Genomic DNA, 21206 nt, shown 5'->3' with positions numbered 1-21206 from the left:
GCCTGCCGTCAGGGCAGAGCTAAAAATAACGTTATAATTTAAGGAAATGGTTTTAGCTGAGGCGTTGCGGACCGGCGCGGATACCGTAAACCTGGCTAATCCAAATGGCAGGACTGAAAGTCTCAACCGCAGGGGATTGCCAAAGTGCAGTATGGCGCACAATTACAGGGGGTTTGCTTTCCTGAGTGAGGAGCGCCGTGAGCGTATCCAGCAAAGCAAGTTTGTGTGCCTGAAGTGGCAAGCTTTCTTGTGCAGCTGGCAACGTCTGGGGTGCCATAGCAAATGAAAGATGGCGAATTACTGTGCGAATGGCATGTTGATGCCAGTAATCGACACTAAATGATGGTCGCCGGGTACTTTCCTGCAATAATGCCAGACTGTTGAAGCTGACCTTATTCAGGTAGTCATGACTGCTGGTAGACGTTTCTGCGGGGGCTGTTGGCTCGGTATTTTGGCTGAGAGCAGGCATGCCAAAACTCGCCGCGACCATCCCCAACAGGAGATGCGGCCAGAAATAACGTCTGCCAAACTGTCGCCAACGATTTAGAATACCAATCACTTTATCCGCCGGAGCATTATGTATGCGTGATAGTCGCCCACAATCTTTAGATCATTTGTTCGATGATGCTGGTGCCGAAAGCGTGTTGCAAAACGTGCAACAACGCGCAACTGCGCTACTTAAGCTCAACAGGGCAGTGAAAGGGATATTACCCGCTCAACTGCATCCCTGGTGCCGGGTAGCTAATTTCCGACAAGGCATTCTCGTGCTTGAAACCGCGAATGCTAGCTGGCTGATGCGCTTACGCTATGAACAAGCCACGCTACTGAGTGCATTACGCGCACAAATATTACCATCATTGACATCAATCGACATCAGGATTAATCCATCACTGGCTGCTATTGGGCAAGAATCAGTACAAGAAAACAGCATTCAAACGGTGAAAGGTAAAACTGAGGGGGTAAACAGAGAATTGAGCCAGCAAAGTGCTCAGGCATTACGGATGGTGGCTGAACGTAGCCCAGAGAAATTAAAGGCAGCAATAGAACGACTGGCATCATTGGCCGGAGAGAGTACCAATGAAACCAGTCGCAATAAATAATTCTGGTGTTAAGCCAGAACCATTTTCGGTGCTTTGAACGCTAGCGGAAGTTCGGCATCGTCCTGGAAGGTTGCCCATTCCCAGGCTTCTTGCTTCGCCAGAACCGCTTGAAGCAATTTGTTGTTCAGCGCATGGCCAGACTTATAGGCAGTAAACGCACCAATAATGTTGTGGCCGCACATGAACAAGTCGCCAATCGCGTCGAGCATTTTGTGACGAACGAATTCATCTTCAAAACGCAGGCCGTCTTCGTTCAGTACGCGATAATCGTCAACAACGATGGCACAATCGAAGCTACCGCCCAGGCACAAACCACGGGACTGCAGATATTCGATATCACGCATAAAACCGAAGGTGCGAGCACGACTAATCTGGCGCATAAATGCTTCCGCAGAGAAGTTCATGCTGTAGCGTTGGGTGCTGGCATCAATCGCCGGATGGTTAAAGTCGATGGTGAAATCCAACGAGAAACCATTATACGGTTTGAATTCAGCCCATTTATCGCCATCTTCAACGCGAACTGTTTCTTTGACGCGCACAAATTTCTTCGCACAGTTTAATTCGTCAATCCCGGCATCAAGCAGCAGGTAGACGAATGGCGCTGCACTACCGTCCATGATTGGGATTTCTGGGGCATTGACTTCAATAATGATGTTATCAATACCTAATCCCGCAAGGGCGGCATTTAAATGCTCAACGGTAGAAATCCGCACATCGTGCTCGTTCACCAGGCAAGTACAGAGCATGGTATCACGCACAGATTTGGCATCTGCCGGAAAATCTACCGGAGGATTCAAGTCGGTGCGACGATAGATGACCCCGGTATTTGCCGGCGCAGGGCGCAACGTCAGTGTGACTTTCTTGCCGGTATGTAAACCGACACCAGTCGCCTGAACGATACGTTTAAGTGTCCTTTGTTTGATCATCGTATAATCTCGCCAAATTACCTATCCAACCGAAGTGTATATCACAATCGGTGGGCCAGTTTAGCACAAAGAGCGGAGATCCCCAACTTCCGGTTTATTCTTAATCAGCTTGCTTGCGCAAAAACGCTGGAATATCCAGATAATCAGGCTCTTTCGTTGTTTGTGGCGTATTGTCATTCACTACTTTAGCAACTGGCTTTTGCTCTTGTTGAAGCGGAGCCATTCCGTGCTGCTGGTAGCGATCCATTACAGGTTGCTGAGTTTGCTTGTTGGTCACCAGAGTGATTTCTGGACGTTTGTCCATACCAATACCGGTTGCAACAACGGTCACACGCAGTTCGTCGTTCATCTCTGGATCCAGAGATGTACCGATAACTACCGTGGCGTTATCAGATGCAAACGCACGAATGGTGTTACCCACAGTCTCGAACTCATCCAGACGCAGGTCGAAGCCAGCGGTGATGTTGACAAGAACGCCACGCGCACCAGACAGGTCGATATCTTCCAACAGTGGGCTGGAAATCGCCATTTCTGCCGCTTCTTCTGCACGGTCTTCGCCACTTGCCACACCGGAACCCATCATGGCATATCCCATTTCGGACATTACGGTGCGCACGTCAGCAAAGTCGACGTTCATCAGACCCGGACGGGTAATCAGTTCAGCGATACCCTGCACTGCGCCTTTCAGTACGTCGTTAGCTGCGCCAAAAGCGTCAAGCAAAGAGATACCGCGGCCCAGAACTTTCAGCAGCTTATCATTCGGGATGGTGATCAATGAGTCAACATGCTTAGACAGTTCGGCAATACCCTGCTCCGCGAATGCCATGCGCTTCTTGCCTTCAAAGTTGAAAGGCTTCGTCACAACAGCTACGGTCAGGATGCCCAGATCTTTAGCGACTTCTGCAACTACAGGTGCTGCACCTGTACCTGTACCGCCACCCATACCTGCGGCGATAAATACCATGTCTGCGCCTTCCAGTGCAGCACGTAATGCATCACGGTCTTCTTCCGCAGCAGTACGGCCCACTTCAGGGTTAGCCCCAGCACCCAGACCTTTGGTAATACCATTACCAATCTGGATAGTCTGGCCTACCGCAGTTTTACGTAACGCTTGAGCGTCAGTATTCACTGCAAAGAATTCAACACCTTCGATGCGTTCGCGCACCATGTGCTCAACGGCATTGCCGCCGCCACCACCGACGCCGATGACTTTAATCACCGCGTCGTTGGTCAGTTCCATAGGTTCAAACATAGTTTCTCTCCGTTTTGTGCCTGTCGCCTGAGACCACTAATTTTGTCTGGTCTCTTATAAAATTTAAAACTCTTTTCTCAGCCAGCTGTTGATTCGCTTAATCCATGAGCCGACAGAGGTCCTTTTTTCCACTTCTGCCTCACCACTGAGATGTGTTTCTTTCCCGTAGTGCAGCAAGCCGACTGCGGTGGAGTAATAAGACTCCTGGGCATAATCAGTCAGGCCGGTAATATTTAACGGTTGTCCTATACGCACTTGCGTATGGAATACACGTTGCGCACAGGCTGCCAGGCCTTCAATTTGCGCCGCGCCCCCCGTTAGCACAATCCCCGCCGCCAGGTGGTGCTTCACACCTTGCTGGCGAAGTTGCTCTTGTAATTGCAAAATCTCTTCGTTTACCAGGTTCAACAATTCGGTATAACGAGGCTCGATAACTTCAGCGAGCGTCTGGCGTTGCAGGCTACGTGGTGGACGTCCACCGACGCTTGGCACTTCAACGTTTTCATCTTTGCCAACAATCGAACCCAGTGCGCAGCCATGGCGTACTTTAATGGCTTCGGCATCACTTGGCGGTGTACCGAAGGCATAAGCGATGTCGCTGGTTACCACGTTCCCTGCATATGGGATAACTTTGGTGTGGCGCAACGCACCTCCGGTGTAGACCGCGATGTCCATAGTACCACCACCGACATCGACTACGCAGACACCTAACTCACGTTCATCTTCGGTCAATACTGCGTAGCTTGCCGCAAGCCCTGCAAAGATCAGTTGGTCAACTTTAAGGCCGCAGCGTTCAACGGCTTTAACGATGTTTTTCGCCATGTCGTTATGGCAGGTAATCAAGTGCACCTTAGCCTGCATGCGGACACCCGATAAACCTACAGGATTTTTGATGCCTTCCTGGTAGTCAATTGCATATTCTTGCGGGATAACGTGTAAAACACGATGCTCGTCACGTACACGCACCGATTTCGCGGTGTGAACGACGTTTTCAACGTCTTCCTGCGTCACTTCTTCTTCAGAAATTGGCACCATGCCAATCTCGTTTTGACAGCTAATGTGCTTACCTGACAGCGCAAGGTAGACCGAAGAAATCTGGCAATCAGCCATTAATTCGGCCTGGTCAATCGCGCGCTGAACGCATTTCACGACTGATTCGAGATCGTTTACGCCACCTTTGTCCATACCACGCGATGGGCAACTGCCCACGCCAATAATATTGACCATACCGTCAGGCAGAACTTCCCCTACTAAAGCGGCAACCTTTGCGGTACCGATCTCCAGTCCTACTACCAGTTTTCTGTCCGTCGCCTTGATCATTGTTATTCTGCCTGTGCCTGATTCTGTTGCTGATTAGGATTAGGTTCTTCTACGGGAGCAGGTTGCCATCCCACTGCCGCGCCTGAGTCATAACGCAAGTCGACATAGCTAATCCTTTTATTGTCGGCTTGCTCTTGCTGCTGCAGAACAGGGTAAAGCTCCACAAAGCGACTCAAGCGTTTCATCGTATCGCCCCGGCCCAAGTTAAGCTTAATGCCATTATTCAACGTCAATTGCCAGGAACGACGAGCGGTCATTGCCGCTTCTTTCAATGTAAATTTATCCTTTGCCAGCACATCGCCCATTGCGCGAAAGCCTTGCAATACTTCACCTTCACTGCCTTCCGGTCCAGATAACATAGGTAAAGTCTGCTTTACAGCACGTTCGGCTGGAACACTGAACGCATTTCCTTGCGCATCAATCATATGCTGATCATTCCAGCGCGCGATGGGCACATATTCAACCAGATGAATCTTCAATTCATCAGGCCACTGCTTTCTCACACTCGCCTGCTTAATCCATGGCAAACGTTCAATTTGCTGTTGGATAATATTCACATCCTGGGTCATGAAGGTGCCAGGCGGACCCAGTGCCAGAATTGACTGACGAATATCATCGTTACGGGTGTAATGCCGTTCACCAGTAACCACCAACTTAGACAGTGGAAGGCGCTGCGCATCCTCCATCCAGCCCACGACAATCCAGCCGCCAATAAATACCGTAAACAGTACTGCGCTCAGGAAAATTATCCCGGCCAGTCGCCCACCGTTACTGCGACGAGAACTGGTTTCTTCTTCTTCCTGGCGATTACGCGTATTCAGAGCTGCTTGCGACATATCAGTCTGCCAACTCCAGAATACGCACGACCAGTTGAGAGAATGTCATCCCAGCCTGACGAGCTGCCATCGGCACCAGGCTATGGCTGGTCATGCCTGGAGAGGTATTAACCTCCAGCAGGTAAAACTGTCCATCGCTATCTAACATGACATCTACACGTCCCCAACCGCTGCAACCCAAAACTTGCCAGGCTTGCAGCACTAAAGCCTGCAATTCTTGCTCGCGCTGCTCAATTAAACCGCTTGGGCAAAAATACTGAGTCTCATCAGAGAGATACTTCGCCTCATAATCATAGAAAATTCCGGCGGGTTGGATACGAATAGACGGTAAAATTTCTTCGCCCAGGATAGCGACCGTGTATTCAGGGCCGCTTAACCATTTTTCGATCAACACTTCTTCGTCATGTTTGAAGGCCAGTTCAAGTGCTGCTGGCAGTGCCGCAACATTGTCGACCTTCGACATACCGACGCTTGAGCCTTCGCGACTAGGCTTAACGATGACTGGCATCCCCAGGCCTGCAATACGTTCTACCGTACCTGCGCAAATGCCCGCTTCCACATCACGTCGCGTTAATGCGACCGATGGAGCTACCGGTAAATTTGCACCTTGCCACAACAATTTGGTTCGCAGCTTATCCATGGTGATAGCTGAAGCCATCACGCCGCTACCGGTGTAAGGCAGTTTTAGGAAATCCAGCAGCCCTTGAAGGGTTCCGTCTTCGCCGCCACGGCCATGTAAGGCAATAAATACTTTGTCAAAACCCTGCGCTTTTAGCTCAGTAACTGGCGTATTTTTCGGGTCGACTTCATGCGCGTCAATTCCTGCTTCTCTCAGGCCTGCAAGAACCGCCGCACCTGATTGCAAAGACACCTCACGTTCAGCGGAAGTTCCGCCCAGCAGGACTGCAATTTTATCAGCCATGTTGGTCTCCTTCCTTAGTGTGGGACTGCAATCTAAATTCAGCCAGGTTTCTGGCAACTTTCCCAACATTTCCTGCACCTTGCACCAGGATCAAGTCATTTCCCGACAAAACGGGTGCTAAAACATCTGCAACCTGACTTGCATCAGGAACCAGAATTGGGTCAACTTTTCCACGCCCACGAATCGTGCGGCACAGTGAACGGCTATCAGCACCAGGAATCGCCGCTTCGCCAGCAGAATAAACATCCAGCATCAGCAAAGAATCAACTTGTGACAATACGTTAGCAAAATCATCGTACAAATCACGAGTACGCGTGAAACGGTGTGGCTGGAAAATCATAACCAGATTTTTATCCGGCCAGCCCGCACGTGCCGCTTTAATGGTGGCATCCACTTCAGTTGGATGGTGACCATAGTCATCAACCAGCATGGCGGTGCCTTCTTTGCCATTCACTTCGGCAAGCGGATACTCGCCGAGGAAATCGAAGCGACGCCCTGTACCCTGGAAGCTCTCCAGCGCACGCAGGATGTCAGCATCATCAATGCCTTCTTCTGTCGCCACTGACACCGCAGCAGCGGCGTTTAATGCATTGTGGCGACCTGGCGCATTCAGCGTGACTTGCAATGCAGGCTTGCCCTGACGCGCGATAGTGAAATGACCCTGCGGCCCTTTCTGGTGATAATTTTCTACACGAACGTCAGCATCTTCGCTAAAACCGTAAGTGGTGGTTTTGCGTCCCACACGCGGCAGTAGCTCGCGGATAACCGGATCGTCCACACACATGACCGCCAAACCGTAAAACGGCAAGTTGTGCAGGAAGTTAATAAACGTCTGTTTTAAATTTTCGAAGTCGCCCTGGTAGGTATCCATATGATCGGCTTCGATATTCGTCACCACGGAAACCATTGGCTGCAAATGGAGGAATGACGCGTCACTCTCATCAGCTTCAGCAATCAGGTAACGGCTGTTGCCTAAACGGGCATGCGTTCCTGCGGCTTTAACCAGGCCACCGTTAACAAAAGTAGGATCAAGACCTGCTTCTGCATAAATACTAGAAACCATCGCTGTGGTTGTGGTTTTACCGTGTGTCCCGGCAATCGCGATGCCATGACGAAAACGCATCAACTCTGCCAGCATTTCAGCACGACGGATAACAGGGATACGCGCTTCATGAGCCGCGACAATTTCTGGGTTATCCATAGAGATTGCGGTAGAAACCACCACAACACTCGCATCAAGCACGTTTTCCGGGCGATGGTTAAAATAAATCGTGGCGCCCAGCGCCGACAACTGCTGAGTAACCGGGTTCGGAGCCAAATCAGACCCGCTGATCTGGTAACCTTCGTTAGCTAAAACTTCGGCAATACCGCCCATACCGGCGCCGCCGATGCCAACAAAGTGAATGTGCCGGACGCGACGCATCTCGGGCACGATAGAACGCAGTTTCGCCAGTTGTTGTGTATTCATTCTCTAACCTGCAGCGTCAAACGCCATTACTTCAAATATTCATGGGCAAAACAGCCACCCACAATGATTACGCCAGTGCTGCGGCGCTCACTTCTTTTGCTACCCGCTCTGTGGCATCGGGAATGGAAACAGCACGCGCACGTTCGGCCATTGCCAATAACGTTGCTCTGTCCCACCCGGCGAGCGTTTGGGTAACGGCATCCACGGTAAACTGCGGTTGCTCCAGTATTTTTGCCGCTCCAGCTTTTTCCAGTGGCAGTGCATTCCAGTACTGCTGCCGGTCTTTATGTTGGAAGGGAACAAACAGTGCAGGTAATCCTGCCGCCGCGATTTCGCTTACGGTTAACGCTCCGGAACGACATACCACGACATCGGCCCACGCGTAAGCAGCGGCCATATCATCAATAAATTCAGTGACTTTATGCTGTGGCTGTGCGGCTTGTACGTAAGCCTGCTGCACCGCTTCCTGACCACCTTTGCCACACTGGTGCCAAATAGTGACAGCGTCGCCCAGGCGACCAGCAACTTGCGGTATGGTCTGGTTCAGCACGCGTGCGCCCTGAGAACCACCGACAACCAACACCCGAACCGGGCCTTCACGCCCCGCTAAACGTTCTTGCGGCAAAGGCAGAGCCAACACATCGGTACGAACCGGGTTGCCCACTACATCAGCATTCGGGAATGCACCTGGAAATGCCTGCATCACTTTTTTGGCAATTTTTGACAACCATTTGTTGGTCAGCCCAGCAATCCCGTTTTGCTCATGCAGCACGACCGGAATGCCAAGCGACCAGGCCGCCAGCCCGCCAGGACCAGAGACATAACCGCCCATTCCCAGAACAACGTCAGGGCGATAAGCCTTCATGATTGCACGAGCCTGGCGCCAGGCGTTGAAAATCCGCACGGGTGCCAGCAACATGGCTTTCAGGCCTTTCCCACGCAAACCTGAAATACGAATAAAATCGATCTCAATTCCATGCTTAGGAACTAAATCTGCTTCCATACGATCAGCGGTTCCCAGCCAGCGTACTTGCCAGCCCTGAGCCATTAAGTGATGCGCTACGGCAAGACCAGGGAATACATGCCCACCGGTCCCACCAGCCATCACCATTAACCGCCGGGTTTGATTACTCATCGCACACCTTTCGTAAACGCCTGCGCTTTAGCCAGACGTGTTTCATAATCAATACGCAGCAACATCATGATTGCTGTAGACATAATTAACAGGCTTGAACCACCGTAACTGATCAGGGGTAATGTCAGACCTTTGGTTGGTAACATCCCCGCCGCAGCACCCACGTTTACCAGCGCCTGGAAGCTAAACCAGACCCCGATGGAGCAGCCTAAGAAACCAGCAAAGCGCTGGTCCATTTCGAGCGCCCGCTTACCGATGGACATCGCACGAAAAGCCACGAAGAATACCATCAATAATGCCAGCACCACACCGATATATCCCAGCTCTTCTCCGATAATTGAGAAGATGAAGTCGGTGTGAGCCTCCGGTAAATATTCGAGTTTTTGTACCGAATTGCCCAACCCCTGCCCCCACAATTCACCGCGACCAAATGCCATCAGAGATTGTGTTAGCTGGTAGCCGCTACCAAACGGGTCATCCCACGGATTCCAGAAGGATGTTACGCGGCGAATACGATACGGCTCAGCAAGGATCAACAGCACAACTGCGGAAATACCCATACCAATGATGGCGAGGAACTGCCAGAGTTTGGCACCCGCCAGGAACAACATCGCCAGCGTAGTAACAAACAGTACAACCACCGTACCAAGATCGGGCTGTGCCAGCAGTAACACGGCCAGAACCAGGATAACCCCCATCGGTTTGAGGAAGCCACGCAGGTTATTGCGCACCTCATCAACCTTACGAACCAGGTAGTTGGCGAGATAGCAGAACAGCGACAACTTAGTGAACTCAGCGGGCTGAATACGCAGTGGACCAAAAGCAATCCAACGTGACGCACCGTTAACCGAGCTACCAACAACCAACACAATCAACAACATAGCAATAGATAACAACAGCAGCGCGGTACTGTGACGCTGCCAGAAATCCATCGGCAAACGCAGGGTGAACAACGCCAGCACAAACGCCAGAATGATGTACAGACCGTCACGTTTAGCAAACAAGAATGGGTCATTCGCCAGGCGTTGCCCGACAGGCATTGACGCGGATGTCACCATAATAAAACCAACCGCAGCTAGCCCGAAAGTCAGCCATAGCATGGTGCGGTCATACATTACGATGTTATTTGAGTCGGCCTCGCGGGAGCCCATCACCCAGCCTTTAATTGCTGACGCAAGCCAACTCAGGACGGCAAATCCCGGCAGTCTTGGCATACGCAGGCGAGGCAGAGAGAAGCGCATCAGCCAAGCTCCTTCGCAAGTAAGGTGAATTGGTCACCGCGTTGCTCAAAGTTTTTGAACTGATCGAGGCTCGCGCACGCCGGAGAGAGCAGAACCATGTCGCCAGGTTGTACACGAGCGGCAATTAATTTCATTGCCTGCGCCATCGTTTCAGTTTGCTCTGCAACGTCAGGACGCAATGCAGCAAGTTCCGCACCATCACGACCAAAACAATAAAGCCGAATCGCTGGCCCTTGCAGGTATTGAGCAAGTGAGGAGAAATCAGCAGATTTACCGTCACCGCCCAACAGCAGGTGCAGTGTCCCTTCGACCTGCAAACCGTTCAGCGCCGCTTCAGTGCTACCAACGTTGGTCGCTTTGGAATCGTTAATCCAGCGTACGCCGTTACGTTCCCATGCAAGCTGGAAGCGGTGAGCAAGACCGGTGAAGGTCGTCAGGGCTTTCAGGCTGCTGGAGCGTGGTAGTTTCACCGCATCCGCTAACGCCAATGCAGCAAGTGCGTTGGTGTAGTTATGGCGCCCCACCACTTTCATCTCTTTGGTGTTCAGGATTTTCTCACCTTTCACCCGCAGCCAGGTATCGCCCTGCTGATGGTTGAGATGATAGTCACCGACGTCTACACCGAAGCTAACGCAACGATCGTCTGCACCACGTACAGGCATCGTCAATGCGTCATCCGCGTTCACTACACACACAGCGGCGTTTTCATAAACGCGCAATTTGGCCGCACGGTATTGCTGCAGACCAAACGGATAACGGTCCATATGATCTTCAGTCACGTTGAGAATGGTTGCCGCCGCTGCTTTCAGGCTATGAGTGGTTTCCAGTTGGAAGCTGGAAAGCTCCAGTACATATAGCTCGCGGTTTTGATCTAGCAGCATCAAGGCAGGCAAGCCGATATTTCCGCCTACACCTACATTTACGCCCGCCATTTTGGCCATTTCACCAACCAAAGTGGTGACAGTGCTCTTACCGTTCGAACCGGTGATCGCCACAATCGGTGCTGTCGCTTCACGGCAGAAGAGTTCGATATCGCCGATTATCTCAACGCCCGCTTCTGCAGCACGACTCAGCGCTGGATGGGCAATAGCAATACCAGGGCTGGCAATAATCAAGTCAGCCGTTAACAACCAATCTTCATTGAGTGAGCCAGTATGTCGTTCCACTGCTTCTGGTAGTTTTTCAAGTCCAGGCGGTGTCATGCGGGTGTCCATCACGCGTGGCGTCACACCACGCGCAAGGAAGAAATCCACGCAGGAAAGGCCGGTGAGGCCCAACCCGATAATAACGACTTTTTTACCCTGGTAATCAGCCATGGTTAACGCACCTTCAGGGTAGCCAGGCCAATCAGGACCAGCATGAGCGAAATAATCCAGAAGCGCACAATGACTCGCGGCTCCGGCCAACCTTTCAATTCATAATGGTGATGAATCGGGGCCATACGGAAAATGCGCTGCCCGCGCAATTTGAAGGAGCCAACCTGCAAGATGACCGAAAGTGTCTCAACAACAAACACCCCGCCCATAATCACTAACAGGAATTCCTGGCGCAGCAATACGGCGATAGTCCCGAGCGCACCGCCCAGTGCCAGAGAGCCAACATCGCCCATAAACACTTGCGCTGGATAGGTGTTAAACCACAAGAAACCAAGCCCAGCCCCCACGATCGCCGTACAGACGATAACCAGTTCGCCGGAGTGGCGCAGATAAGGAATATGCAGATATTCAGCGAACTTAATGTTACCTGTTGCCCACGCGACTAGCGCAAAACCGGATGCCACCAACACAGTAGGCATGATAGCCAGGCCATCGAGGCCATCGGTCAGGTTTACCGCATTGCCGGTGCCGACAATAACGAAATACGCCAGCAGCACATAAAACAGGCCAAGCTGAGGCATCACGTCTTTAAAGAACGGCACAACCAGCTCGGTGGCTGGCGTTCCTTTCCCTGCGCTGTACATCGTGAAGGCCACAGCCAACGCGATGACGGACATCCAGAAATATTTCCAGCGGGCGATCAAGCCTTTAGTATCTTTGCGCACCACTTTACGGTAATCATCGACAAAGCCAATCGCACCATAGCCGACCAGTACGAACAATACGCACCAGACATAAGGGTTAGACGGGTATGCCCACATCAATACGGAAATAACGATAGAAGTCAGGATCATAATCCCGCCCATCGTTGGTGTTCCGCGCTTACTGAAATGGGATTCAGGACCGTCATTACGCACGACCTGGCCGAAAGAAAGTTGCTGCAAACGGGCAATCATACGCGGCCCCATCCATAACGAGATGAACAGAGCAGTCAGCAGGCTGACGATGGCGCGAAACGTCAAATAGGAAAAGACGTTAAAGCCGGAATAATATTTGACCAAGTGTTCGGCCAGCCAAACTAACATGTTCCATTCTCCTGTAATGCGCGTACTACCTGTTCCATGGCGGCACTACGTGAACCCTTCACTAAAATAGTCATCATCGAATGCTCGGCGAGTAACGCCTTCAGGTGTGCGATTAAAGAGGGTTTATCGGTAAAATGTTCACCCACTTCAGAGGCCAGACTGATTGTTTCGCTCAGTGTGCCCACGCTCAGTACGCAATCAATGCCGGACGCTTTCGCAGCTTCGCCTACCTGACGATGGCACTCTACAGATTCATCACCAAGCTCAGCCATATCCCCAACAACCATCACACGGAAGCCCGGCATTTCTGACAACACCTGTGCTGCGGCGGTCATCGACCCCACATTGGCGTTGTAACTGTCATCAAGCAGAAGTTGGTTTTCAGAAAGTTGAATCGGGAACAAACGTCCAGGAACAGCTTTTAAGTCGGCAAGACCTGCTTTAACCGCTTCCAGCGAGGCACCTACCGCCATTGCAAGTGACGTTGCAGCCAGTGCGTTAGCAATGTTATGGCGCCCAGGAAGTGGCAAATTCACATCAACGTCGCCAATTGGCGTTTTGATTGTGAACTCAGTGCCATGGGCAGTGATATGCACATTGGTCGCGGTGAAATCGCTGCCGGTTGCATTGGGTGAGAAGCGCCAGGTTTTGCGCTCGCCAATGGTTTGTTGCCAGTTCAGCCAATCATTATTATCGGCATTGAGAATAGCGATGCCGTTTGCAGGCAAGCCAGCGAAAATCTCACCTTTCGCTTTCGCAACACCCGCAAGCGAACCAAAACCTTCAAGGTGTGCAGCCGCCAAATTGTTGACCAATGCCGCTTCCGGGCGCGTCAAGCCCACCGTCCAGGCGATTTCACCCTGATGGTTTGCACCCAGCTCAATGACCGCATACTCATATTCTGGTGTGAGGCGTAATAACGTCATTGGCACGCCAATATCGTTATTCAGGTTTCCGGCTGTATATAAAGTACTACCGCATTCGCGCAAAATCGCGGCGGTCATCTCTTTTACGGAGGTTTTTCCAGAAGAGCCGGTCAACGCAACAATACGTGTCGGAACCTGCTGACGAACCCAGGCAGCCAGTTCGCCGAATGCTTGATGTGTATCCGCTACCACAAGCTGTGGAACATTAACATCCAGCTTACGGGAAACCAGCAGCGCCCCTGCCCCACCGCTGACCGCATCTTGCGCAAAATCGTGGGCATCGAAGCGCTCGCCTTTTAAGGCAACAAACAGGCAGCCAGGGGTTAATTTGCGCGTGTCAGTGGTGACATCAATGATGTCGGCATCGGCCCCGTGCAATTCACCCTGCAAAACAGTGGCGAGTTGGCTTAATGAAACGCGGATCATGCCACAACCCCCAACAAGCGGGCGGCAGTGACGCGGTCGGAGTAGTCCAGACGGCGCACCCCAACAATCTGATAGTCCTCGTGGCCTTTGCCTGCCAGCAGAACGACATCATTTTCTTTCGCCTGCATAATCGCGTTGGTTACTGCTTCAGCACGGCCCGCAACCACATGCGCACGACCTGCATCCAGCATGCCAACCAAAATGTCAGCCACAATCGCATTCGGCTCTTCGGTACGCGGATTGTCATCGGTGACAACCACAACATCAGCATACTGTTCAGCAATACCACCCATGATTGGACGCTTGCCTTTATCCCTGTCACCACCACAACCAAAGACACACCACAGCTTACCGCTGCAATGTAAACGCGCCGCTTGCAGTGCTTTTTCCAGAGCATCCGGCGTGTGGGCATAATCCACCACTACCGTCGGTTTACCCGGTGCGCTGAAAACTTCCATACGTCCACAAACGGGTTGCAGACTCGGTGCCGTTTTCAGCAGTTCTTCAAGGGGATAATCCAGCACTAGCAGAGTTGCCAACGCTAACAGCAAGTTGCTGACATTGAATGCGCCCATCAGGCGGCTTTCGATTTCACCGTCGCCCCAGGAAGAGCTGAAGCGAACAGTCGCCCCACCATCGTGATACTGCACATTGGTTGCTTTCAACCAACGGCCACGACAGCCTGGCTGTAAATTATCTTCCATCGTGACAGCAACGGCGTCAGGTAAACGCGTTAACCAATTGCGTCCGACTTCATCATCAGCATTGATGATGGCATTGCCGTAATCATGTTCAGAGAACAGCAGCCATTTGGCCGCTTCGTAGCCTGCCATATCCCCGTGGTAATCGAGGTGGTCACGACTTAAGTTGGTGAACACACTGGCGGCAAATTTCAGAGCGGAAACACGATGCTGAACCAGGCCATGTGAGGAAACTTCCATGGCGGCGAAGCTCGCCCCTTGATCTGCAAGGTTAGCAAGCACTTGCTGTACATCAACGGCAGAACCGGTGGTGTTTTCAGTTGGTTTCACGTTGCCGAGCAGGCCATTACCCACAGTACCCATTACCGCACTGGTTTCGCCTAACAACTGGCTCCACTGAGCAAGCAGTTGCGCGGTCGTGGTTTTACCGTTAGTCCCGGTCACACCAACCAAACGTAATGCGCTTGAAGGCTCGTTGTAAAAACGCCCTGCCAGAGCAGAAAGACGTTGATGCAATTGGCTCAGATAAATAACCGGCACACCGTGCATTTCACGGACTTCGCCATCCGTTGCTTCGCCTTCAGCTTCAGCAACGACAGCGGCTACGCCTTGCGCTATTGCCTGCGGGATATATCGACGCCCGTCCGCCTGATGACCGACTACAGCCACAAAAAGGTCGCCCGATGCCGCCACGCGACTATCGAGTGTCATTTCTCGCAGAGCTCTCGCAGGTAGCGCTGGTACCCACGGAGCGAGAAGGTCGCGCAAATTACGATCTGCCACCTGATCCCTCTTTTTGATTAATTACAAATTCACTTTTTTCACCTGTCGCCAGAGCATCCGGTTCGATATTCATGGTGCGCAGAACGCCGCCCATGATGGCACCGAACACAGGTGCAGAGACGGCACCACCGTAATATTTACCTGCTTGAGGATCGTTAATTACCACTACCAATGCGAATCGCGGATTACTGGCTGGTGCTACGCCTGCGGTGTAAGCAATGTATTTGTTAACATAACGTCCATCCGGACCGACTTTTTTCGCAGTACCGGTTTTAATTGCAATGCGGTAACCCTTGATAGCCGCTTTCACGCCACCACCACCAGGCAATGCCACACTTTCCATCATATGAACGACGGTACGAACCAACGGTTCAGGGAAAATACGCTCACCTGGAACCGGAGGATCAACCTTCGTAATCGACAGCGGGCGATACACGCCGTAGCTGCCTATCGTTGCGTAGACACGCGCTAACTGTAACGGCGTTACCATTAGCCCGTAGCCGAAAGAGAAGGTGGCCCTCTCTATGTCAGACCACCGTTGTTTTTGCGGATATAAGCCACTGCGTTCTCCGACCAACCCCAAATTGGTCGCTTTTCCCAATCCAAAACGTGAGTAAGTATCTACCAACGCTGAGGAGGGCATCGCTAACGCCAGTTTGGAAACCCCGACGTTACTCGACTTCTGTAGTACCCCGGTAAGGGTCAATTCGCTGTAGCGCGCCACATCTTTGATCTCATGACCATTGATGCGGTACGGCACGGTATTCAGGACGGTATTTTCACGCACGACACCACGTTGCAGCGCTGTCATGACCACCATTGGCTTAACTGTTGAACCCGGTTCGAAAACGTCCGTAATGGTACGGTTTCGCATGATGTCTTTCGGGGTTCCACTTAAATTATTTGGGTTATAGGACGGGCTGTTTGCCATCGCCAATACTTCACCGGTATTCACATCTACCAGTACTGCACTGCCCGATTCGGCCTTGTTGAAAGCCACGGCGTTGTTTAGCTCACGATAAACCAGTGCCTGCAGGCGTTCATCAATGCTCAAAGCCAGGTTATGAGCGGCCTGGCTGTCGGTTGAGGAGATATCTTCGATGACGCGACCAAAGCGGTCTTTACGTACGATTCGCTCGCCAGGTTGGCCGGTCAGCCATTTATCGAAGCTTTTTTCAACACCTTCAATCCCCTGACTATCGACGTTCGTGAAACCAATAAGGTGAGCGGTGACTTCGCCAGAAGGATAGTAGCGACGAGATTCCTCGCGCAGATGAATCCCTGGGAGTTTGAGTTTTTTGATGTAGTCGCCAATATCTGGATTCACCTGACGAGCCAGATAAATAAAGCGGCCTTTAGGGTTGCTGTTCACTCGGGAAGCGAGCTGATCAAGAGGGATTTTCAGTGCATCGGCCAGCGCTTTCCAGCGGTTATCCAGCGTAATACCCCCCGCGTCATGCAGCTCTTTCGGATCGGCCCAAATGGCTTTAACCGGCACACTAACTGCCAATGGTCGGCCCGCACGGTCACTAATCATGCCTCGAGAAGTCGAAACTTCCTGTACACGTAAGGAACGCATATCTCCCTGACGTACCAACATGTCCGGCGCGATGATTTGCAGCCAGGCAACGCGCCCCAACAGGAAAACCAGCGCCAGCAAAATGCAACCGCAAAGCAACGCAAAACGCCAACTTACAAAGTTGGCCTGTTCTTCCTGGCGTTTCGGTTTAAGCGTTTTTGCCGCTGCTCTCATCTGTCACGCGATTCCTTATTGCTGAACTACGATGTTTTCCTGCGATGGGTCAACATGCTGCAATTGCAGCTTTTCCGTCGCGACCCGCTCCACCCGGCTATGATCGCCCAGTGCGTTTTCTTCCAGAATCAGGTTACGCCACTCGATATCTAACGCATCACGTTCCACCACCATTTGCTCACGCTGTGCGGTGAGCAGACGGGTATGGTGCGCGGTCGTTACAACGAAAATGGCTGTTACGATAATGGCGGTAAACAAAATCAGTGGCATTTTCCCATTACGCAGCAAGTCACCACCAATCACCGCTGGTAGTGCATGGCGTTCGCCACTGCTCAATTGGCCAGTAACTTTAGTGAGGGCTTCTGCCACTTTGTTGATCATGCGTTTGTCCTTTCAGCGATGCGCAGTACCGAACTACGCGCGCGCGGGTTTTCCGCCACTTCTTCATCACCCGGCATCATTTTGCCAATGGATTTTAAATATCTGCCGCCGAGCTTATTCAGTTGTGCTTCAGTCATTGGCAGCCCCGCAGGAACTTGCGGCCCACGGGTGTTTTCACGCATAAAGCGCTTAACAATTCGATCTTCCAAAGAGTGGAAACTGATGATCGACAGACGACCACCTGGTGACAGTGTTGGAATTGAACCTTTGAGCGCCTGTTCAATTTCTTCAAGTTCACTGTTGATCCAGATTCGGATAGCCTGGAACGTGCGCGTCGCCGGGTGTTTGAACTTGTCTTTGACCGGCATTGCCGCAGCCACAACCGTTGCCAGTTCTTTGGTACGCGTCATTGGCTGTTCGCGGTTACGCTCAATAATGGCGCGCGCAATACGTTTGCCGAATTTTTCTTCACCGAAGGTTTTGATAACCCAGGCGATATCCGCTTCATCAGCGCTAAGCAACCATTCTGCCGCAGATTGGCCGCGAGTCGGATCCATGCGCATATCCAACGGGCCATCACGCATAAACGAGAAGCCACGTTCGGCATCATCAAGCTGAGGCGAGGAGACACCCAAATCCAAAAGAATACCGTCAATTTTGCCCAGCAAATCGCGTTCGCTTGCGTATTGAGCTAATTCAGAGAAAGGTCCATGAATGATGGAGAAGCGCGGGTCATCAATTGCTTGTGCTGCTGCAATGGCTTGCGGGTCACGGTCGATAGCCAGCAGGCGTCCTTCTGGTCCCAGTTGGGAAAGAATCAATCGAGAATGTCCGCCACGACCAAACGTGCCATCAATGTAGATGCCATCCTGACGAATGTTGAGACCATTCACGGCCTCATCAAGCAGCACCGAAGTATGTTTAAAATTTTCCATCATTATTTATAGTGACAAGTCCTGCAGCCTATCCGACAACGTAGTCGTCGTGGCCTGCTCAGCGTCGATGTCTTCCTTGACCTGTTGATGCCAGGTTGTTTCATCCCACAGTTCAAACTTATTGAACTGCCCAACCAGCATCACTTCTTTGGTTAGCCCGGCGTGTTGGCGCAAAACAGGTGCCAATAACAAACGCCCGGCACTATCCATCTGACATTCACTGGCATGGCCCAATAACAGTCGCTGCACGCGACGTTCTACAGGGTTCATACTCGACAGACGAGCTAGCTTTTGTTCAATAATTTCCCACTCGGGGAGGGTATAAAGCAGCAGGCATGGGTGATGGATGTCGATGGTACAAACCATCTGACCTTCAGAGGTTTCGACAAGCGCATCCCGGTAACGGGTAGGTACGGCGAGCCGCCCTTTGCTGTCGAGATTGACTAATGTTGCCCCACGGAACATGCCAGCCTCACCCTTAAAATCCCCTTTCCACCACTTTCACCCACAAAATCCCACCTAAAGGAGTTTACGGAGCGGAGGAAAACCTTGTCAAGCAAGCTACAACGCTGATGGAAATAATTTTCATCTCATAAGCGATTGATAAATGACTGGCGTGAAAAGGCGCTACATTCACGATGCAAAATTAACGTTATGAATATTTGAAAGAAAAATGGTCAATAAGCATAAATATCGTTAAATCGACTGAAAACCTGACAGGTAAAATATGAAGTGTTCAGTTTGCGACGCGGTCGGCATTTTAAGGTATTTCTCGACAGGTTAACAGCGTCAGATGCAGGCGAAGCGCGGGCTGGAGGGAAGTTTGATTCTTATCAGATAGCTATTGTTTAATTATCCGGCATTTTTACACAATGCTATGTAACAAAATAATTCTGAAGTAGTCTTATATCGATTAAGGAATTAAAGATTCATCTTTTACCAAAGAAAAATAATTACCTGAATAACCAATAAAAATAAAGCGAGAATATTCTTAATTAAGAATGGCAGCCGTAACTGCCATCTCTTGTTAGTGGCGACTTAAACTTCCGCGGCGGTATAGATTACGGCGAATACGAGTCAGGCCTGCTTTCGGCTTACGTGGCTCATCAAGGCTGGCAAGAACGAGTTCCAGCACACGTTCCGCAACGTCACGGTGGCGCTGCGCGACTGCCAGAACTGGGCATTGCAGGAAATCGAGCAGTTCATGGTCCCCGAAGGTGGCGATCGCCAGCTCAGTCGGTAATCGCCCTTCACGTCGCAACGTGACATCCATAACACCTTGTAATAATGCAAATGAAGTGGTGTACAGAGCCTGCGGCATTGGATGGGTTTCCAGCCATTTATCAAACAACTGCGCCGCGGCTTCGCGCTCGTAGCTGTTGGCATAAAGGAAATGCACTTCACGAGGGTCGTCTTTCCATGCACTGCGGAAACCTTGCTCACGCAAATAGCTGACGGAAAGCTCCGGCAACGCACCAAGGTAAAGTACGGTTTCGGCGGGGAAAGTACGAAGCTCACTGGCCAGCATTTCCGCGTCTTCCTGATCCGCACCGACGACGCTGATGAAGTTTTCACGGTCTAAGGCACGGTCGAGCGCAATGATCGGGAAGGAGTCGTTCGCCCAACGCTGGTAGAAAGGATGCTCAGGCGGCAGTGAAGTGGAAACAATGATGGCATCCACCTGGCGTTGCAAGAGATGTTCAATGCAGCGCATTTCATTATCTGGCTGATCTTCAGAACAGGCAATGAGCAGCTGGTATCCACGCTGACGGGCCTGCCGCTCAAGATAGTTAGCAATACGGGTATAACTCGTGTTCTCAAGGTCTGGAATAACTAATCCGATAGAACGCGTACGCCCGGCCCGCAACCCCGCGGCCACCGCATTCGGGTGGTAGTTATGCTCGCGAACAACCGCCATGACTTTCTCAACGGTTTTATCGCTGACACGATACTGCTTTGCCTTGCCGTTGATGACGTAGCTCGCCGTGGTGCGCGAAACTCCAGCCAGGCGCGCGATTTCATCCAATTTCACAGTAGCCCCTTAATTTATAGGATTGCCATATCCATACTCTGGTCATGGTTTCATTTTTATCATCTAAGCGCAGAATAATAACTCGGGCAACCGCTTTTACTGGCAGTTGTTGTGTGATTTGCAAAAAAAAACCCGGCACGAGTTTACCGGGTTTATTATTTAGCCACCTTTCATGGCTAACGCATAATCTTGTCACCGCGTGAAACGCCTACGATCCCAGAGCGCGCCACTTCGACAATTTTTGCCACTTCACGAATAGTATTCAGGAATGCGTCCAGCTTATCACTGGTTCCTGCCAACTGAACCGTGTAGAGCGTAGGAGTCACGTCAATGATTTGCCCGCGGAAGATTTCTGCGTTGCGCTTCACTTCTTCGCGCCCATAACCACTCGCCTGAACTTTTACGAGCATGATTTCACGCTCAACATGCGCTCCCTGCCCCAGTTCGCTTACCCGCAGCACATCCACCAACTTATGCAGTTGCTTCTCAATCTGCTCAAGGACTTTCGCGTCCCCTACCGTTTGGATAGTCATACGTGAAAGCGTTGGATCTTCAGTCGGCGCCACAGTCAGGCTTTCGATGTTGTAACCACGCTGGGAGAACAAGCCAATAACACGGGACAGCGCCCCGGACTCATTTTCGAGTAATACAGATAATATCCGGCGCAT

20 protein-coding genes are annotated in these 21206 nt (G+C 51.4%); 1 reads left to right on the top strand and 19 read right to left on the bottom strand.

Annotated features, from left to right (window positions below; all coding sequences use genetic code 11):
• Positions 1-52: 52 nt before the first annotated feature.
• Entirely contained in the window at positions 53-559 is a 507-nt protein-coding gene (secM, locus tag BSPA111_RS19390; protein ID WP_183272778.1) for a secA translation cis-regulator SecM, read from the bottom strand.
• 22 nt (positions 560-581) lie between these two features.
• Between secM and BSPA111_RS19385 the strand changes: the two genes are divergently transcribed.
• Positions 582-1100: a DUF721 domain-containing protein gene (locus BSPA111_RS19385; RefSeq protein ID WP_183272777.1), complete on the top strand. Its 519-nt coding sequence runs from the start codon at positions 582-584 to the stop codon at positions 1098-1100.
• Positions 1101-1108: 8 nt separating this feature from the next.
• Here the strand turns inward: BSPA111_RS19385 and lpxC are convergent, their stop codons facing one another.
• The 18 genes from lpxC to ilvN form a co-directional block, all read right to left on the bottom strand.
• Entirely contained in the window at positions 1109-2026 is a 918-nt protein-coding gene (gene lpxC / locus BSPA111_RS19380) for a UDP-3-O-acyl-N-acetylglucosamine deacetylase (RefSeq protein ID WP_183272776.1), read from the bottom strand.
• 100 nt (positions 2027-2126) lie between these two features.
• Positions 2127-3278, bottom strand: coding sequence for a cell division protein FtsZ (gene ftsZ / locus BSPA111_RS19375; protein ID WP_064539921.1), 1152 nt, complete (start codon positions 3276-3278; stop codon positions 2127-2129).
• 63 nt (positions 3279-3341) lie between these two features.
• Positions 3342-4598 carry a cell division protein FtsA gene (gene ftsA / locus BSPA111_RS19370; RefSeq protein WP_034460940.1) on the bottom strand — a complete coding sequence of 419 codons (1257 nt, stop codon included), beginning with the start codon at positions 4596-4598 and terminating at the stop codon, positions 3342-3344.
• A 2-nt stretch (positions 4599-4600) separates the two neighbouring features.
• Complete coding sequence (gene ftsQ, locus BSPA111_RS19365; protein WP_183272775.1) at positions 4601-5434, bottom strand: cell division protein FtsQ; 834 nt, start codon at positions 5432-5434, stop codon at positions 4601-4603.
• Position 5435: 1 nt separating this feature from the next.
• A complete protein-coding gene (locus BSPA111_RS19360; RefSeq protein WP_183272774.1) occupies positions 5436-6356 on the bottom strand; it encodes a D-alanine--D-alanine ligase in 921 nt (306 codons plus the stop codon).
• Positions 6349-7824: a UDP-N-acetylmuramate--L-alanine ligase gene (gene murC / locus BSPA111_RS19355; protein WP_183272773.1), complete on the bottom strand. Its 1476-nt coding sequence runs from the start codon at positions 7822-7824 to the stop codon at positions 6349-6351. Before murC ends, BSPA111_RS19360 begins: the two co-directional genes overlap by 8 nt.
• A gap of 67 nt (positions 7825-7891) precedes the next feature.
• Entirely contained in the window at positions 7892-8959 is a 1068-nt protein-coding gene (gene murG, locus BSPA111_RS19350; RefSeq protein WP_183272772.1) for an undecaprenyldiphospho-muramoylpentapeptide beta-N-acetylglucosaminyltransferase, read from the bottom strand.
• On the bottom strand, positions 8956-10200 hold the full coding sequence (gene ftsW / locus BSPA111_RS19345; protein WP_183272771.1) for a cell division protein FtsW: 1245 nt from the start codon (positions 10198-10200) through the stop codon (positions 8956-8958). Before ftsW ends, murG begins: the two co-directional genes overlap by 4 nt.
• Positions 10200-11516, bottom strand: coding sequence for a UDP-N-acetylmuramoyl-L-alanine--D-glutamate ligase (murD, locus tag BSPA111_RS19340; protein ID WP_183272770.1), 1317 nt, complete (start codon positions 11514-11516; stop codon positions 10200-10202). The genes ftsW and murD overlap by 1 nt, the downstream gene beginning before the upstream one ends.
• 2 nt (positions 11517-11518) lie before the next feature.
• Positions 11519-12601, bottom strand: a complete 1083-nt coding sequence (gene mraY, locus BSPA111_RS19335; protein WP_183272769.1) for a phospho-N-acetylmuramoyl-pentapeptide-transferase — start codon at positions 12599-12601, stop codon at positions 11519-11521.
• Positions 12595-13953 (bottom strand): UDP-N-acetylmuramoyl-tripeptide--D-alanyl-D-alanine ligase, encoded by a 1359-nt coding sequence (gene murF / locus BSPA111_RS19330; RefSeq protein ID WP_183272768.1) that lies wholly within the window; start codon positions 13951-13953, stop codon positions 12595-12597. Before murF ends, mraY begins: the two co-directional genes overlap by 7 nt.
• Positions 13950-15437 carry a UDP-N-acetylmuramoyl-L-alanyl-D-glutamate--2,6-diaminopimelate ligase gene (gene murE / locus BSPA111_RS19325; protein ID WP_183272767.1) on the bottom strand — a complete coding sequence of 496 codons (1488 nt, stop codon included), beginning with the start codon at positions 15435-15437 and terminating at the stop codon, positions 13950-13952. Before murE ends, murF begins: the two co-directional genes overlap by 4 nt.
• Positions 15424-17190 carry a peptidoglycan glycosyltransferase FtsI gene (locus BSPA111_RS19320; RefSeq protein WP_183272766.1) on the bottom strand — a complete coding sequence of 589 codons (1767 nt, stop codon included), beginning with the start codon at positions 17188-17190 and terminating at the stop codon, positions 15424-15426. Before BSPA111_RS19320 ends, murE begins: the two co-directional genes overlap by 14 nt.
• 15 nt (positions 17191-17205) lie before the next feature.
• Positions 17206-17571: a cell division protein FtsL gene (ftsL, locus tag BSPA111_RS19315; RefSeq protein WP_183272765.1), complete on the bottom strand. Its 366-nt coding sequence runs from the start codon at positions 17569-17571 to the stop codon at positions 17206-17208.
• Complete coding sequence (gene rsmH / locus BSPA111_RS19310) at positions 17568-18509, bottom strand: 16S rRNA (cytosine(1402)-N(4))-methyltransferase RsmH (protein WP_183272764.1); 942 nt, start codon at positions 18507-18509, stop codon at positions 17568-17570. Before rsmH ends, ftsL begins: the two co-directional genes overlap by 4 nt.
• A 3-nt stretch (positions 18510-18512) precedes the next feature.
• On the bottom strand, positions 18513-18971 hold the full coding sequence (gene mraZ, locus BSPA111_RS19305) for a division/cell wall cluster transcriptional repressor MraZ (RefSeq protein WP_064539946.1): 459 nt from the start codon (positions 18969-18971) through the stop codon (positions 18513-18515).
• Positions 18972-19533: 562 nt separating this feature from the next.
• Positions 19534-20538: a catabolite repressor/activator gene (gene cra, locus BSPA111_RS19300; RefSeq protein ID WP_183272763.1), complete on the bottom strand. Its 1005-nt coding sequence runs from the start codon at positions 20536-20538 to the stop codon at positions 19534-19536.
• Positions 20539-20714: 176 nt separating this feature from the next.
• Positions 20715-21206, bottom strand: a complete 492-nt coding sequence (ilvN, locus tag BSPA111_RS19295) for an acetolactate synthase small subunit (protein WP_183272762.1) — start codon at positions 21204-21206, stop codon at positions 20715-20717.

Origin of the sequence: Buttiauxella sp. A111, assembly GCF_014189855.1 — a bacterium.
In the GTDB taxonomy this organism is placed as follows: domain Bacteria; phylum Pseudomonadota; class Gammaproteobacteria; order Enterobacterales; family Enterobacteriaceae; genus Buttiauxella; species Buttiauxella selenatireducens.
Note: the sequence above shows the minus strand (reverse complement) of the source record. Positions and strands in the feature narration are given on the sequence as shown.